General features: G+C 39.4%; 15 protein-coding genes. 5 read left to right on the forward strand and 10 right to left on the reverse strand.

Features of this window, described 5'->3' with window-relative positions:
- Nucleotides 1-164: 164 nt before the first annotated feature.
- From arfA to J8L70_RS10150, 3 genes are all read right to left on the reverse strand, one after another.
- Complete coding sequence (gene arfA / locus J8L70_RS10140) at nucleotides 165-365, reverse strand: alternative ribosome rescue factor ArfA (protein WP_211055458.1); 201 nt, start codon at nucleotides 363-365, stop codon at nucleotides 165-167.
- 265 nt (nucleotides 366-630) lie between these two features.
- Nucleotides 631-3171, reverse strand: coding sequence for a TonB-dependent receptor (locus tag J8L70_RS10145; RefSeq protein WP_211055459.1), 2541 nt, complete (start codon nucleotides 3169-3171; stop codon nucleotides 631-633).
- A 221-nt stretch (nucleotides 3172-3392) separates the two neighbouring features.
- Nucleotides 3393-4355 carry an ATP-binding protein gene (locus J8L70_RS10150; RefSeq protein ID WP_211055460.1) on the reverse strand — a complete coding sequence of 321 codons (963 nt, stop codon included), beginning with the start codon at nucleotides 4353-4355 and terminating at the stop codon, nucleotides 3393-3395.
- Between the two features lie 122 nt (nucleotides 4356-4477).
- Here J8L70_RS10150 and J8L70_RS10155 point away from each other — a divergent pair, with 122 nt between their 5' ends.
- Together J8L70_RS10155 and hemH are read left to right on the forward strand one after the other, a co-directional pair.
- Nucleotides 4478-5776 carry an HD domain-containing phosphohydrolase gene (locus tag J8L70_RS10155; protein ID WP_211055461.1) on the forward strand — a complete coding sequence of 433 codons (1299 nt, stop codon included), beginning with the start codon at nucleotides 4478-4480 and terminating at the stop codon, nucleotides 5774-5776.
- Between the two features lie 108 nt (nucleotides 5777-5884).
- On the forward strand, nucleotides 5885-6904 hold the full coding sequence (hemH, locus tag J8L70_RS10160; RefSeq protein WP_211055462.1) for a ferrochelatase: 1020 nt from the start codon (nucleotides 5885-5887) through the stop codon (nucleotides 6902-6904).
- A 65-nt stretch (nucleotides 6905-6969) separates the two neighbouring features.
- Here the strand turns inward: hemH and J8L70_RS10165 are convergent, their stop codons facing one another.
- Nucleotides 6970-7422 (reverse strand): GyrI-like domain-containing protein, encoded by a 453-nt coding sequence (locus J8L70_RS10165; RefSeq protein ID WP_211055463.1) that lies wholly within the window; start codon nucleotides 7420-7422, stop codon nucleotides 6970-6972.
- Nucleotides 7423-7619: 197 nt separating this feature from the next.
- Entirely contained in the window at nucleotides 7620-8501 is an 882-nt protein-coding gene (locus tag J8L70_RS10170; protein WP_211055464.1) for a LysR family transcriptional regulator, read from the reverse strand.
- Nucleotides 8502-8596: 95 nt separating this feature from the next.
- On the opposite strand from J8L70_RS10170, the gene J8L70_RS10175 reads away from it, so the two are divergent.
- From J8L70_RS10175 to J8L70_RS10185, 3 genes are all read left to right on the forward strand, one after another.
- Nucleotides 8597-9097 (forward strand): lactoylglutathione lyase family protein, encoded by a 501-nt coding sequence (locus tag J8L70_RS10175; RefSeq protein WP_211055465.1) that lies wholly within the window; start codon nucleotides 8597-8599, stop codon nucleotides 9095-9097.
- Between the two features lie 188 nt (nucleotides 9098-9285).
- Nucleotides 9286-9867: a DUF3299 domain-containing protein gene (locus J8L70_RS10180; protein WP_211055466.1), complete on the forward strand. Its 582-nt coding sequence runs from the start codon at nucleotides 9286-9288 to the stop codon at nucleotides 9865-9867.
- Nucleotides 9868-9870: 3 nt separating this feature from the next.
- On the forward strand, nucleotides 9871-10317 hold the full coding sequence (locus J8L70_RS10185; protein ID WP_211055467.1) for a hypothetical protein: 447 nt from the start codon (nucleotides 9871-9873) through the stop codon (nucleotides 10315-10317).
- A 28-nt stretch (nucleotides 10318-10345) separates the two neighbouring features.
- Here J8L70_RS10185 and J8L70_RS10190 read toward each other — a convergent pair whose 3' ends face one another.
- Genes J8L70_RS10190 through J8L70_RS10210 form a run of 5 tightly spaced genes read right to left on the reverse strand, consistent with a single transcriptional unit; the run spans nucleotide 10346 to nucleotide 15855 of the window.
- Complete coding sequence (locus J8L70_RS10190; protein WP_211055468.1) at nucleotides 10346-11974, reverse strand: HAD family acid phosphatase; 1629 nt, start codon at nucleotides 11972-11974, stop codon at nucleotides 10346-10348.
- Nucleotides 11975-11990: 16 nt separating this feature from the next.
- Nucleotides 11991-13001 carry a GTP-binding protein gene (locus J8L70_RS10195; protein WP_211055469.1) on the reverse strand — a complete coding sequence of 337 codons (1011 nt, stop codon included), beginning with the start codon at nucleotides 12999-13001 and terminating at the stop codon, nucleotides 11991-11993.
- On the reverse strand, nucleotides 12991-13551 hold the full coding sequence (locus J8L70_RS10200; protein WP_211055470.1) for a DapH/DapD/GlmU-related protein: 561 nt from the start codon (nucleotides 13549-13551) through the stop codon (nucleotides 12991-12993). The genes J8L70_RS10195 and J8L70_RS10200 overlap by 11 nt, the downstream gene beginning before the upstream one ends.
- Nucleotides 13552-13582: 31 nt before the next feature.
- Entirely contained in the window at nucleotides 13583-14506 is a 924-nt protein-coding gene (gene folE2 / locus J8L70_RS10205; protein WP_211055471.1) for a GTP cyclohydrolase FolE2, read from the reverse strand.
- Nucleotides 14507-14523: 17 nt separating this feature from the next.
- Entirely contained in the window at nucleotides 14524-15855 is a 1332-nt protein-coding gene (locus J8L70_RS10210) for a dihydroorotase (RefSeq protein WP_211055472.1), read from the reverse strand.
- Nucleotides 15856-15886 lie beyond the last annotated feature (31 nt).

Below are 15886 nucleotides of genomic sequence, written 5' to 3' on the forward strand. Positions count from 1 at the left end.
GCAGCATAAAAAACGGCAAGCTAATAGCTTGCCGAAAAAAGGGATTCATATGTCAATACTTGTATATCTCTAAGCAAGTCCCTTTAATATACCCTTACTTTGTGTCTATTTTATTACAACCGTCATTCATTTTAAGAGTAAAAGCCCTATTTGATCCCAGCTATTTAAGCCGCGATTAAATAGGGCTCTTGCCCTGTATGCTTATTGTTACGTTTATACGACCCTTTTCCTTTTTTAGCCGTAACTACTTGCGATTTAAACACTTTAGAAGTCACTAATGCTGCTAATGCATTATGCTTAACAGTTCCTCTACCTGTGTCAATCGCACTGTTTTTTGTTTTATTGTGTTTAGCTTTTTTAGCCATATTGGTTCCTATTTAAATTAACGAAACACTATTATTACCCATCATGTAATTAATAAATTTAACTTATATTTTATTGAGTTGCCCAACAGCAACAATGTAAATAAAGTTAACGTTAGCTTTTTTAGTTAAAACGTGTCGAATATTTATACATGCTGCAAGCATGAGCGCGCCGATTGTAGACTTATTTTACAGCGATGCAATCTATTTTATTGTTACCCATAAATAAGCGCAGTAAATTACTGCGCTTATTAAAAGTTAAAGCTTATTAAAAACTAAAACTTAGTTTTGCATAATATGTTCGACCATCAAACCCATAAGGCAGTGCACGTACAGGATACTTGAATGCCCCATTAGTAATAAAGTTAAGTACTTCATCATCACCTAACTCATCCGGTGTTTCGTCAAAAATATTATCGGCCCCCAAGGCAACAGTAAACATATCGTTAATGTCATAACTAACATTTAAATCAACAAGTACCGCAGACTCCACTGTGCTGGTTGGTTTAAATGAGCCGGTCGGTGATAGCTCACCAGGCAGTGAAATATGGTCATTACCAAAGTATTTTACGTCTGTTTCACCAAAGTAGTTAAAGCGTAATGTTGTTATGTAGTCTTCACGAGCATAATCAAATGTTAATGTAGCGCGCTCTCCTGGTTGCCCATCGGTAAAAAAGCTACGCTGTAAATCATCAAAGGCTACGCTTAGTGGTATTCCGTCTTCGGCGTTTACTTTATCAATTTTGGTTTCATTTAAATTACCCGCAAAGGTTAAACCAAAGTTGCCGCCTTCTAACTCAGTACGGTACGAGGCAATAATATCAACGCCTTGTGTGGTCGAATCAACCGAGTTCGAAAAGTAATTTGCTTGTACTGCGCCCGTAGCTGCAAGCGCTGCAACGGCTTCATCACTAAAATCAACATCGTCAGATGATAATAAACTACCTAACGTGATACGATCTTTAATTTCTACTTTATAAAAATCGACCGTTAACGATAATTCACTCGTCACATCATAAACAAAACCTGCACTGTAATTAGTTGAAGTTTCAAGCTCTAAACTATCAACCCCTAATGCTGATGGGAAATCAGAGCCAGTGGTTGCAGTAAACGATTGCGTTAAAGACCCATCAGACGCTAAATTTGTTGTATAAGCGGTGTAACCGCTTTGCTGTAAAGAAGGCGCTCTAAAGCCAGTTGATACCGCTGCGCGTACAGCAAAATCATCACTTAGTTCATAACGAGTAGCTAATTTAGCAATTAAGTCATCACCTGCATCCGAAAAATCTTCATAACGAAGTGCAGCACTTACATTCCATTCGTCGCTAAGCATGGTTTCTACATCAAGATAAAAGGCATAGCTGTCCCTATCGCTGCTATTAGATGCTTCAGGGCGTAATCCGTTATAAGCTTGAAAACCACATTGTGCAAATTGATCTGGATCGTTCACTGAAGGATACGAAGTATCCATATTAGCTAAACCACAAGCGTACGAAGCTTCATCGCCAGGAACTATTTGATAATTTTCTTTACGGTACTCAGCGCCAACAGTAATGTACAAAGGCTCATCTCTACCAATATCTACAATCCCGCTTAGATCGGCATTAATAGTGGTTTGATCGAATCTAAACCCACCCGAATAACCACCTGTAGGTCCGGCATTCGCCGCTATATCAGCATCACTGGCATCTGGATTATTAAATACATATTCAGCAGCATAAGAGGCATTTATTGTATTGCGTGATGTAAAGTCGTACTCGTTTTCGCCATAGACCGCTGAAATATCAAAATTCCAATCTGGGTTTATCTCGCCTTTAACACCTACAGCAAATGAAATATCTTGCGCTTCATTATAAATACGCGGTAAAAAGCCATCACTGTATACTTGGGTGACATTTTTAGACGCTTCATTAAAGTTGCGATAAAACCCATTCCCAAGTGCCGTACGCTTTGAGTAACCACCAAACGAATACAGCTCGTTATCGCCCATCGGCAATGCCATATTATAAAATAATGACGTAAATTCACTGGCCGAATTACCTTGGCTCCAACGTACATCCTCTGAAAGCGTACCTGGTTCTACAGTTAACGATCCGCCTGTGTCTTGCTCAGCACGATTGGTGCCATCAGCATCACGATATTCAAGCGAAAAGTTAATAAAGCCACCCTCATTGCCTAAATCAAAACCCCGATTTAAACCGACTGATACGGTATCGCCATCACCTTCGCTAGTACTTCCATACTGAACATATCCTGTTGTTATACCAGTAGAATCATTAAGTGATAAATTGATAACTCCGGCAATAGCATCCGATCCATATTGCGCAGCTGCACCATCACGCAGTACTTCGACTCCTTTTAAGGCGGTGAGCGGAATAGCATTCATATCGGTCCCGGCAGCGCCAGCGCCTACCGTTCCGTTAAGGCCAAAAATTGATTGATTATGACGACGTTTACCATTTACCAGCACCAAGGTTTGATCTGGCTGTAAACCGCGTAATGTGGCAGGTCTAAATAAATCTGAACCATCAGAGACTTGTGTTCTTGAAAAGTTAAATGAAGGTGCTGTTGCTTGTAAGCTTTGACCTAGCTCAGTAAACCCTCCTTTAGTTAAATCGTCTGCGTCAATTAAATCAATAGGAGAAGAAGACTCTGTAGCAGTACGATTAGATACGCGTGAACCAAGTACCGATATTTTTTCAATATTACTGTGTGCTTGATTTGTTACTTCTTGTGCATTAACTATGCTCGCAGTAGCACCACCCATTGCGATAGCAATGGCGAGTGTATTGAAACGAAATATTGCCATGTTGTAGACCCTGTTAGTGTGTTTTTTAGTATTAAAGCAAAGCTATAGCTCGCTAATTACAGGTATCCTAACAATAACGCGGTTTAAAAAGAAATGTTAAAAAGCAATATTATGCAAAAAACAAACAACATGAGAAATTTACAACTTACACTGATTAATTAACAACCTGAAAAAGGTTTATTATTTCAATTAAGATTAAATTTTAAGCATTTTTAGCCTGCTCATATATCCACATCTTGTGTAATAGGTAAAAAGCAACAAATACAGGTTCCTTTATTTAACTGCGTTTTAATCTCTATTGTCCCACCATGATCGTTTACCATGGCATAAACTAACGTCATCCCCATCCCCGTGCCTTCGCCAACTTCTTTAGTCGTATAAAATGGGTCAAATATTTTAGCCTGTGTTTGCTTGCTCATACCACAGCCATTATCAGTCAGTTCAATAACAATATGTGTTGAATTAGCATAGATGCATAAATCTATTAACCATTCTTGATTAGCATTTAAAGAACATGCTTGGTATGCGTTTATTATCAAATTTACAAAAATTTGATTAATAGATTCTAAATGGCAATAAATGCTGGGCACATCACTAAAGTGTGTACTTACCTTGCAACGTTTTATTTTATTATTCAGAAGTTTTAGTGCGTCATTTGCAGCTTGAGTTATATCCACTAACTGCTTGTCTTTTGAGCCTGGATGCGCAAAATTAAGTAGACTGGCCACAATATTTTTTATTCGTTTTAACCCCTCTGCAATCTCATTTAGTTGCTCGGGTAAATCTTCACTCATCGTGTGCAAGTTATGCTGTTTATCAATCGTTGCTAAAATGGTTTTTAACTCATTTTCAGCCATATCTTGGTGTAAAAAATCATTAACCGCATTTAACAACGCAACTCGAGAAACCCCCGTATGTTGTATTACTTCAATATTACTCATTACATACGATAAAGGGTTATTAATTTCATGGGCCACCCCTGCACACAACGTACCTAAGGTTGCCATTTTTTCACTTTGCACTAGCCATTGTTGATGTTGCTCTAAAGCCACAACTTTTTTTTGTAATTCATCATTAATTGCAATCAGTACCTGCGTTTTATCTTCGACTAATTGCTGCGCCGCAATTCGCTTATCGCGCTCTTGCAAATATAATGTTTTATAATCGGGTATATTGGTGGCCATCGCATCATTTACATACTGTTTTTTTATAGTATTTAGCTGCTTTATATGATTTTTGCAACCTAGTGGATTTTTTAAGCTATTATTATAAAACAAAAATATAACTGATATTTAGGTTGCTACTAATGACAAGAACGTATATCGATGTATTGTGTGTAGATGATGACGAAATCGTTCTTCGCTCGCTCTCTAGGCTACTAAAAAATAACAATCTTAGTAGCATGACATGCTCTAATCCGGATGAAGCCATAGACCTGATTTTTAAACATCAATTTGCATTAATTATTAGTGATATGCGAATGCCCGGTATGAACGGTGCGCAATTATTAGAAAAAGCCCAATCACTCACACCCGATACCCAACGTATTTTACTAACCGGTTATTCAGATATAGACACTACATTAGCAGCAGTAAACCAAGGACAAATTCATGGTTATATTCAAAAGCCTTGGCAAAACGACTTACTACTACAAAGTATTAACGGCAGTATTGAAAAGTACCAATTAAAAACTCAAAACCATACCCTTCAAATAAAAATTAATCAGCAAAATAAAGAACTTAAAGAGCTTAACAATAATCTTGAGCAACAAGTAGAAAAGCGTACTAAACAAATCAGAAAAGTATTAAAGCAATTACAAGAAGCGAATGAACACGAAAAAATAGAACATAAATCAACCGTTGAACTACTTTATAATTTTATAAACGCCAATCCATATTTAGACAGTAACAAAGCACAAAATATTGCCAACACCTGTGCGCAAATTGCCATCGCATTAAAGTTACCGCCTAAAGCGGTAGAGCTCGCCCCACTAGGAGGGTATTTAGCGCAAATAGGGCTATTAGGTATGGATCCTGCGCTTTATGAAACCCCTTTTTCACAACTTACAGAACAACAACGAAAAACATTTTATACCCATCCAAGTACAGCACAATTAATGCTAATGCCCGCAACACATTTACACTATGTTTCTGAGGCAATTTACTACCAATTTGAGCGCTACAATGGCAATGGTTTACCCAAAGGGTTATCGGGAAATGACATCCCCATTGGGGCAATGATGATAAATATAGCCAGGGATTATTGGGAAGCCTTTGAACAAAGCCCGAGTACCAAAGATGTTGAAAAACACCTTTACGCCCAAGATGTTATAAAGCGCTATAGCGGAACGTTTTATCATCCTAAATTAACTAAAGCATTAGAAAGCTGCCAAAGTAAACTGGCATGCCAACAAAATAGTTCAGGTTCTATTAAAGTGTGTAATGCACAAGAATTAGAAGAAAATAATGTATTAGCACGTGCTTTACATAGTCATGCAGGTATATTACTCCTGCCTAAAGGCCATGTTTTTACTAAAAAATCTATCGAAAAACTACAGCAGCTCGAAGCGAAAAAGCCAGCGCCATTTAGGCTAATGATTAAATAAACTTAATTTCTAGCATGTTTATCAATAATAGCGCCGTTTATATGATCTATAATGGCTTTTTTTTCGTTACAATAACCTTAATATAAAGTTTTGCTGAAGGAGCAAACGGTGTCGCGATTTTCTGGTATTACCGACAACCCACACGATGGGCGTTTTAATAAAAAAACAGGCATTTTACTGACCAATTTAGGCAGCCCCGATGCCCCCACCGCAGCCGCACTGCGCACTTATTTACGCGAATTTTTATCAGATCCCCGTATTGTTGAAATTCCACGTTTGCTTTGGATGATCATTTTACATGGTATTATTTTACGCGTAAGACCAAAACGTTCAGCAAAATTATACAAAAGTATTTGGACCGAAAACGGCTCACCACTTACTCACATCACAAAACAACAACGCGACAAACTCGATACCTTATTAAAGCAACAAGGGTACAGCGAAACCGATGTAGTTATGGCAATGCGCTACGGTAATCCTTCTATCGAAGCGGGTTTAAAAACCCTACGTAACAAAGGCTACACCCGAATAATCGTACTGCCCTTATATCCGCAATATTCTAGCCCAACAGTTGGTTCAACGTTTGATGCAGTTGCAAATGTTTTAAAAAAATGGCGTTGGGTACCAGAACTTCATTTTGTGAGCGGCTATCATAAAAACCCACTTTATATAGAGTCGCTGGCCAACAGTATTAGTGAGGATTTAAACGCTCACGGTGTACCGCAAAAATTAGTATTTTCGTACCACGGAATGCCGCAGTTATTTTTAGAAAGAGGCGACCCTTATTATTGCCTTTGCATGCAAACCACACGTTTGGTCATCGAAAAGCTAGGGCTTGAGAAAGACCAAGTGATCAGTACTTTTCAAAGTCGTTTTGGTAAAGCGCAATGGCTGCAACCTTATACCGATGCCACACTAGAGGGCTTTCCTGAACAAGGAATAAAAGATATCGCTATAATAAGCCCTGCATTTAGTGCCGATTGCCTAGAAACACTCGAAGAGTTAGAAGCCGAAAACCGCGAAATATTTGAGCATGCTGGAGGCGAAAAATACCGTTATATCCCAGCTTTAAACGACAGAGACGATCACATTAATGCACTTATTGATGTACTTAAACCTATGTTATAAACAAAACGCTCTGGCAAAAACGAGCGCTTTTTTGTGTCACCGTAATTTAGTGCATCGCATGTAAATTACGGTGTTTTTATCCCTATCGCGATGTCGATTTCGTTTTCACTTTTGTAAAATTCGTAATCGGTTTGATATTCACGAATATGTGGACATTGGCTATCATTAAAGTATTGCCAAATTTCCCCCCAAAGCGCTATCACTGCCTCTGGCATTTTACCTTTTTTACTAAACACCAAATAGCCGCCCTCAGTTAGGGTAACCTGGGTTAAATTACCGAGCGAATTTAACCCTGTATCTGTCCCTGCAATCACATCAAAATAACCATTCATGTCATTTTCATAATTGCAGTACACACCATACACTTTCGACTCATCATTAAGTTGTGGTCCGCATTGAGCAGCAAAGTCTTGCCACAGCGCGCCTATTTTGGCTTTAGCAGGGTTCATTTCATCCGCATTACACGTTCTGATCATCATGCCAGATAACGCCTTGGCGGTTAAATTTTTAACTTCCATTGTATTTCCTTTTATAAAGCAGGCCAGCTCAAAATTTAGCATAAAAATCCAGCTTTGCTTGTAAGGTGCCCCTTTACTGTGCCAATAAACAGCAAACACATGGAAGGTTAACGTGTTATAAAGTACACAGAAGTACGCTCTATACCGTCCTTTTTTAGGATTTTTCTAACAAAAACACCTCACAAAAACGTTTGCATCTACGCTGTTTTAGGCTGTATAGCGCTTATCACCTCAATAATGTACTGCATGCGCTTGGCCAATGGCTTATGCCGATGATGGCATACATAAATGTCTTCGCTAATGGGATGCGCTAAGTGAAAAGTGTTGATTAGTTCGGGGTTATTAAACGCACTTACCGCATGAGCCGGTAATACGGTAAAGCCCAACCCTAAACTAACCGGCTGTAAAATTAAGCTAATTTGATTAGAAAAACCCATCCGCTTAAACTGATCAACATGTTCAAACTCAGGGTAGTTTTCGCTAAGCAATAACTGTGCATGGTGTTTCGCATCGGGATGACCAATAAAACCTAACTCGCACAAGTTTTGCCACGTAGGCTGCGTAACTCGTGAAGGAGTGACCAGTAATAACGCCTCTTTTGCTATTTTATGGCTTATTAGCTCGCTTAAACTGGGCGCTTGAGTTAAAAAACCGATATCAGCACTGTGATCAGCCACTGCCCGCTCAACACTGCTATTAGGCGCAAAGCGGTAATCTATACTGAGTTCGTTATGCTGCGTTTGCAGTGCTAACAAGCGATTATAAAACTGTAAACCACAGCTGCCCGGCGACTGTATTTTGACTAACCCCGTATACGCAGAGTCTTCTTTTAATTGTTGTTCTAAAAACTGCCACTGTTTAAGTAATGCACTGCCTTGTTGATATAAATTTTGTCCCCTAACCGTCAGCGAAAACTGTTTACCATGACGCTCAAGCAACTGGCAATTCACTTGTTGTTCTAGCTTTTTAATGTGCTGGCTCACGCCAGACTGCGTCATATATAAGCGCTCAGCGGTGCGTGTAAAATGATTTACTTCTACTAAAGTACAAAACGTATTTAACCAAACTGGATTTATCATAACAAAACGTACTTAAAATGATGATTAATGATAACTTTACTTAATATTAGTCTGACCGTAAACTTTTTCCATTCACTAAATAAGGAAACAATATTATGAGTCACACTTACCCTCGTAGTTTTTCGCACATTGGCATTTCGGTCCCTAACGTTGAAAAAGCCGTTGAGTTTTACACCAAAGTAATGGGTTGGTACACCATCATGCAGCCCACCCTCATTACAGAAGATAACAGCCCTATTGGCGAAATGTGTACCGATGTATTTGGTGCTAACTGGGAAAAGTTTAAAATAGCGCACCTATCAACAGGTGATCGTATTGGGGTAGAGATCTTTGAATTTAAAGATCAAGAAAACCCTAAAGATAACTTTGAATACTGGAAAACAGGTATATTTCATTTTTGTGTTCAAGACCCCGATGTAGAAGGCCTTGCTGAACGTATTGTGGCCGCTGGGGGTAAAAAACGCATGCCAGAGCCACGTTACTATTATCCGGGTGAAAAGCCATACCGTATGATTTATATGGAAGACCCATTTGGCAACATCCTTGAGATTTACAGCCATAGCTACGAGCTAATTTATAGCGCAGGGGCATATTAACCAAGCAATTTAATAAGTAAAAGTATAAATAAAACCGCTATTTACCATGGCGGTTTTTATTTTTAACCCCACGAGTTGAGCGTTCACGGCTTATTACCAACAAAGTGTAAAATAAGAAAACAGGCTACTGAATAAATTAAATTTAAATGTTATAGTATAACGTAATTAGCATTTTAAAGTTTAATCTCATGATCTTAAACCTAACTAAACGATTTGTTTTTCTAAGCATTTTTTTTATCAGCACCGTTGCCAGCCCAAGCGTAATTGCAAACGAGAAAGACTATAAAACCATAGAATGGATACAATTATTACCTAAAGATGACCTAGACGCACTCTTAAATCCTCCCGAATACCTAGACGATATTGCCGATGGTTCAGCGCAAGATACGATAGAAAACTTTGATAGCAGTCAGTTTTCGAACGAACACGAAAAGCGCTACCAACAAGCATTAAACTCTATGCGCGTAATGACGAGTTTTAACAATACTAAAATACGTATTCCGGGGTTTATCGTGCCGCTTGAATCGGTTGAAGGTGAAGACATTACCGAATTTTTTATTGTGCCTTACTTTGGCGCATGTTTACATTTGCCACCTCCACCGCCTAATCAAATTATTTATGTTGAGCATAAACAAGGTGTTGAGCTTGAAAGCTTGTACGATGCATTTTGGTTTGAAGGAACGTTATCGATAGTCACGGTAGAAAATGAGCTAGGTACGTCTGCGTACCAACTTACTTTAGATAGCGTATCGCTGTATGAGGAGGAGTAAATAATGAACAACAAAAAAATAACTCTTTTTTGCGCTGTGATTTTAGCCAGCAGTACAATAACAGTAAATGCTTGTGAATTGCATGCTAATGGCGGATATGCAAACCAGTTTCATCCCTTTGCACGTCAGCATTTTCAACCCCCTATACTACAAAACTTTACACTAAATCATGCCAACCAAAGTACCGTAAAAACAGGCGATGAAAACATCGCTAAATTTAGCTACCAAATACCTAAACGCTACACCAATGTAAATATCACGTTTATTGCCAGTGATGCAATTAACTTAACGAGTAAACCCTCACTATTACTGACCCGTAACCGCGGTATACATCATTTAAAATATGTTGCTAACCAAGCAGGTAACGCCGAAATCATTATTAAAATAGCAGGTTTTTTAAATAGTCAGCCGTTTTCTCTTGAACAAAAAATAGCGGTGTCAGCAAGCTAACACCGCTATTTTAGCGCTCAATATTTAACTACCACGAGCCATACATTGGGTTAGGTAATAAAAACAGCGATTTTCCTATTTTAGGTAACAGCGTGTCTACATTCGCATTTTCTTGCGTTACGCCACTAAAGTCTTCAATGTTATCTCCTACTTGAAACAAAATAGACTGTGGTTGTTGCCAGCTATTTTGTGCATTGTTAGGCGTAAAGCAATCAGCATTACCTTGTGTAACTTGCTGGCGACGTAAGTCTTTATCGTTTATAAACTGCTTATTATTAACGGCACTTTTATCGGCCTGCGAACGCCCTATTAAACATGTATTTTGATTGTTTATAGCCAAGCCAACTGCTTTTAAGTTGTTCCATGTATTTTCATCTAATTGCTTGTCACGATTAGTAATAAGTGCAATTTTACCTCCGTGTTTAAACACCGTTTCGATAAATGACTTAGCACCTGGGACTAAGGTTGCATTTTCGCTTTTTACCCAAGCTTGCCAAGTTTTTGGTGTGTACCCCGATTGGGTTAACTCACTGTGCTTTTGATAAGCCGAGTTATCTAAAATAGTTTCATCAACATCCATTACTGCAACCCAGTTAGCGCTTTGTTGAATGTGAGTATCAAGAGCAACCACACTTGCCTCAGCTTGCTGATACATATGAGCCGTGAGCGCCTGATACTCTTTACTTGTGGTTTGCCATTTTACCGCCGATGATAGCGCGGCGTTATCTAAGTTTAACGTCACAGATACCGCACAATGATCGCTTAACATGGCATCGCGTTGCATATTTTTAAATGGGTGAACAACCGCCGAATCAGCAATACGTTGAGTGTCCATCCCACCAACAATAATATGATCGATAGGCGCAGGGTAACGCGCTTGGCAACCCAATAAATGCGCAGTGGTATTTGTTGCGCTGCGTTCATCATTCAATAGCATCTGTGTGGCGCGGTTATAAGGCGCAGAAAGACGATGATTAAAATCACCTAAAATAAGATAAGGCTGTGCGGCCGACTCATGTTTTTCTATCCAATTATTAAGCACTGGGACTTGTTGTGCATAGGTTTTACATGCAGGTTTATCACTTTTTAAGTAGTCATCTACAAAGCAGCCACTTTTCATATGAACGTTTAGTAAATCGGTCGCACCGGCGGCGGTATTAACCGTAATTTGTAAACCAAATCGTAGGCCTATTTTTTCAAGTCCGAGTTCATCAAAGGCGTTAACGGCTAATACAGGTACTGATTTTTTTACTGCAAATGCCACTTTTTGTTGTGTTGATTCAGCACCGGTTCCTCTGCATGTATAACTTGGGCTATCGGCTCTAGGTGATACGATTAACTGCCATTGAGTGTCAGCAAACACTTGTTGCAACGCCTCTTTTGAAGCCACTTCTTGTAAGGCAATAATATCCGCATCTAAATTTTCAGCATAATTTTGTAATGCTTTAATCTGCTCGGGAGTACGCGCTTTACAGCCACTATCAATAGGAAATGCAAGATGTTCAATATTCCAAGTAGCCACTTTTAAAGGCGTGGCTAATGCACCAGACATGACGTTTAACGGCTCACCAGTCTTAACGGGCTCACTTGAAGTCACAGTACACCCTGTACTGAGCACAGCAACAGCCAGTAGCGTTAACGAATTAAATAGTTTCATTTTTTATCCTATACATTTATTTTTGTAGGCACTGCATAAATGATTGCTGCCAATCTAAAGGGGGTTGCGCGGTAATTATTTCTATACGGCTTTCGTGGCATTTTTTAAGCTCATTAATACTTAACACATCATCGGCAAGGTTAAACCCAAATGCCCCTTGTTGTGTTATAAACGCCGCTTTTACTCGGGTTACTTGTAGCTCACTAAACCACTGTTTAAGCGCCTGTAGGTTAAATATATGTTGTGGCGCAATACGCCATCCAATACTGTAATAACCTTGCGCGTTATTTTGTACAGTTAAAATGCCACTTTGAGGAAAACTAAGAGTATTAATATCAACATACTGAGTTGGCGCATGATGTGTATGGCTATCGCTGAAACACGCATTATTTTTACTCGATTCATTGTGTAAAACACTCAGATCTAATTGCCCAAACTCACTAAATATAACCTTAGGCATCTGCTCAAAACGCTCTGCAATATATGCGGTTAACCGGCTTTTATCGTGTTCTGTATATAAATCGTGTTTATTGCCTACAATAATATCGGCAATATCAATTTGTTGATTAAAAATGGCATGTTGCGTATACCGCACGTCATTAAGTTTTCGGGCATCCACTAAAGTTATGCTTTCGTTAATTGTTAATACATCTTTGAAATGCTCGCTGCTTAGTGTCGCTAGCACTTCTTTAGGGTGGCCTAACCCTGTGGGCTCAATTAATAAACGGTGAGGTTTAGCTGTTGCAAGTAATTGGTTTAACGCTACTTTCATAGGTACGCCTGCGCTGCAACACATACAACCACCAGGGACTTCACGTATAAATAGCGTATTGCTCTCAGAGGGCTGCCCTTGCAATAAAGCGCCATCAATACCGACCTCGCCAAATTCGTTAACTAACACTGCCCAGCGTTCATGTGCGGGCTTTTGTTGTAACAACGACAAAATAGCGCTGGTTTTTCCAGCGCCTAAAAAGCCACTAATAATTGAAGTGGGAATTGCATGTAACGTTTTATTGTTAGAGTTCATTTGCCAATTTTTTGTAACCTTTTACTAAATCGTGATTTGCAGACACCACCGACTCTGAAAATGATGAGTACTCAGGTGGGACTTTACTGATGCTATTTAAATTAAAACCGGGTCCAATATTGGTCATAGGTGGCACATGAAAACGATGCGGTAAATCTAAGCCATCAATAACACAATTATGCCTTACCACGCAGCCATCACCAACATGCGATCGAAATACAACCGAATTAAAGCCAATAAATACATCGTCACCCACGGTGCAAGGACCGTGTATAATTGAGCGATGTGCTATTGAGGTACGCTCACCTACCGACACGGCGGCACCCGCAACAGAGTGTATGACAACTCCATCTTGTATGTTTGAATTTTTTTTAATAATAATAGGCTCCATGTCACCCGTGTCGTCTACTTCGTCAGCACGGATCACGGCATAAGGGCCAATAAATACATTATCTTCAATAATTACTTTGCCACAAATAATCGCCGTAGGGTCTATAAATGCACTTTGTGCAACCTGTGGTAAATGGCCACTGGGGTTTTTTCTTAACATATTTTATCCTATTTATCAGGTTGTTGGGATTTTAAACACCATGTTGAGATGGAAATTTTTGATCGTACACAACCGCATTGTGGGCGTGTAAACTTTCTTGGTGCTCAACTTTAAACGTGTAATTACTGATATTGGCTTTTAACTCTAATGCCCGTTTAATTCTACGCGCAGCGTCTTCGCAAAACAGTAGGTTTTCGGCGTTAAGTTTTGCAAATGCTTGTTCATCTTCGCGTTTTACCGCTGTTTGTACTGGCGTACCAATGGCACTTTCTAGCTCGTTAATAAGGGAGGGTAAATCGGGGAGTTCTTCGCCTTTAATACTCATCGTAATATAAGCATATGAGCGTTGACTGTGGGGTGTAGCAATACTTCCTTGCGCTGACGATAGCCACGCTAATAACGCATTTTTATCAACCTGTTGCTCTGCAAATTGCTTATCTACAGCATCGCTCAATGCTTGCCTTGCAAGTGCTGCCGAACATGGACACGTACTTGAGTAGGCAATGGTTAAACTCAAATCAGTCACCATTTCACCATCAACAATATACTTAGATACCTTAACCGGATACGCCTGATAACCCGCTTGATTTGATAACAAGGCCGGCTTATTAAGGGTAAGTTCAAAGGCTAAATTTACCTTAGCACTTAGGCTTAATCCTTGTTGAGAGCTCAGCATATTATTTAATAAAACCGTTAAGCTATCGCCCATTAATGGTTGTTCAGCAAGGTGTTGTTTAAGCAATAAATACAAACGCGACATATGTATCCCTTTTGCATCAGCCTTATTTAGGCTTACAAAAATGTCGGCTTTGGCATGCGTATGAATGGGCTCGCCATCGATTGTTAAAATATGTAGCGGCAACGATATCGCTTCCATACCAACCCATTGTAAAGGCAGTGCGTTAAGCGAGTTATATTGAGAAGTAATATCGGGTAAATGGCTTTTAGCATTCATAAAGTTAAATATTCCGGTTAACGATTAAAAACAAGGGGCATAGCAGCACGCGGTTTAGTAACATTAATCCCATCGTAAACACGTTCTCCATTAACCCATGTACTGGCTATTTTTGAAGAAAATGTGACGCCATTAAATGGTGTCCAGCCGCATAAGTATCGGCATGATTCATGGGTAACTTCGGTTGTTTGCTCGGGTGATACCAAGACTAAATCGGCGTAATAGCCTTGGCGTATAAAACCGCGTTTATCTATTTTAAAACGCAGTGCAGGGTTATGGGCTGTTTTTTCAACGACCTGTTCTATGCTTAAACGCGCGTGTTTAACATGCTCTAATAAGCTAAGTAGTGCATGCTCAACTAAAGGCAGCCCCGCAGGGGCATCAACATAGTGAGCTTGTTTTTCTTGCCATGTATGCGGAGCGTGATCGGTCGCAATAATGTCTATTTGATTATTTTTAACCGCGGCAATTAATGCATCGCGATCGGTGTGTGCTTTTATTGCCGGATTACATTTTATTAAGTTACCTAAAGCTGGGTATGCTTGCTCGCTAAAGTACAAATGATGCACACAGGCTTCTGCGGTAATATTTTTATCAGTAATAGCGCCTTTACTAAATAAGCTTAATTCTTTTTCGGTGGTGATATGCAACACATGTAATTGCGCATTATGCTTTTTAGCAAGCGATACCGCATACGACGATGAGGTGTAACATGCTTCCACATCGCGAATTTTAGGATGGTCGGTAATACTCGGTACAATGCCTTGCTGCTCATAGCGTTGATTATTTTTATGTATGGTTTTTCCATCTTCGCAGTGAGTAACGATAAGAACAGGACATTCACGAAAAATACCCTCAAGCGCTTCAGGGTTTTCCACTAATAAATTACCTGTCGACGCTCCCATAAATACTTTTACACCACATACTTTTCTTGGGTTAATGGCTTTAATATCGTCAAGGTTATGCTCTGTAGCACCAAGATAAAACGAATAGTTTGCGTATGAATTTTTTGCCGCTATAGCAAATTTAGCCTCAAGCGCTGCATTATTTGTGGTGGCAGGGTTAACGTTTGGCATTTCCATATAACTTGTGATCCCCCCTGCTACTGCTGCGCGTGACTCTGTTAATATAGACCCTTTTTGTGTAAGACCCGGCTCTCTAAAATGCACTTGGTCATCTATCATACCGGGTAATAACCAAGCGCCTTTTGCATCAATAACCTCATCATTAGGCCTTGGCGTTATGTTAGGGGCAATACATTCAATTATTTGATGACTAATGCGTACATCGCCAACATAGCTTTTGCCGTCGTTTACAATGCGGGCATTTTTTATTAACTGGCTTCTCATGCTTTTCGCTCTTAATAATGGGGGCTTATCG

Origin of the sequence: Pseudoalteromonas sp. MMG010, assembly GCF_018100905.1 — a bacterium.
GTDB lineage: Bacteria > Pseudomonadota > Gammaproteobacteria > Enterobacterales > Alteromonadaceae > Pseudoalteromonas.

Bases quoted from the DNA above. Each gene is read 5' to 3' on its own strand.
- J8L70_RS10150 (WP_211055460.1), bottom strand. From the start codon at position 4,355: ATGGCCACCAATATACCCGATTATAAAACATTATATTTGCAAGAGCGC.
- arfA (WP_211055458.1), bottom strand. From the start codon at position 365: ATGGCTAAAAAAGCTAAACACAATAAAACAAAAAACAGTGCGATTGAC.
- J8L70_RS10145 (WP_211055459.1), bottom strand. From the start codon at position 3,171: ATGGCAATATTTCGTTTCAATACACTCGCCATTGCTATCGCAATGGGT.
- J8L70_RS10200 (WP_211055470.1), bottom strand. From the start codon at position 13,551: ATGTTAAGAAAAAACCCCAGTGGCCATTTACCACAGGTTGCACAAAGT.
- J8L70_RS10190 (WP_211055468.1), bottom strand. From the start codon at position 11,974: ATGAAACTATTTAATTCGTTAACGCTACTGGCTGTTGCTGTGCTCAGT.
- J8L70_RS10175 (WP_211055465.1), top strand. From the start codon at position 8,597: ATGAGTCACACTTACCCTCGTAGTTTTTCGCACATTGGCATTTCGGTC.
- J8L70_RS10170 (WP_211055464.1), bottom strand. From the start codon at position 8,501: ATGATAAATCCAGTTTGGTTAAATACGTTTTGTACTTTAGTAGAAGTA.
- J8L70_RS10185 (WP_211055467.1), top strand. From the start codon at position 9,871: ATGAACAACAAAAAAATAACTCTTTTTTGCGCTGTGATTTTAGCCAGC.
- J8L70_RS10195 (WP_211055469.1), bottom strand. From the start codon at position 13,001: ATGAACTCTAACAATAAAACGTTACATGCAATTCCCACTTCAATTATT.
- J8L70_RS10155 (WP_211055461.1), top strand. From the start codon at position 4,478: ATGACAAGAACGTATATCGATGTATTGTGTGTAGATGATGACGAAATC.
- J8L70_RS10210 (WP_211055472.1), bottom strand. From the start codon at position 15,855: ATGAGAAGCCAGTTAATAAAAAATGCCCGCATTGTAAACGACGGCAAA.
- folE2 (WP_211055471.1), bottom strand. From the start codon at position 14,506: ATGAATGCTAAAAGCCATTTACCCGATATTACTTCTCAATATAACTCG.
- J8L70_RS10180 (WP_211055466.1), top strand. From the start codon at position 9,286: ATGATCTTAAACCTAACTAAACGATTTGTTTTTCTAAGCATTTTTTTT.
- J8L70_RS10165 (WP_211055463.1), bottom strand. From the start codon at position 7,422: ATGGAAGTTAAAAATTTAACCGCCAAGGCGTTATCTGGCATGATGATC.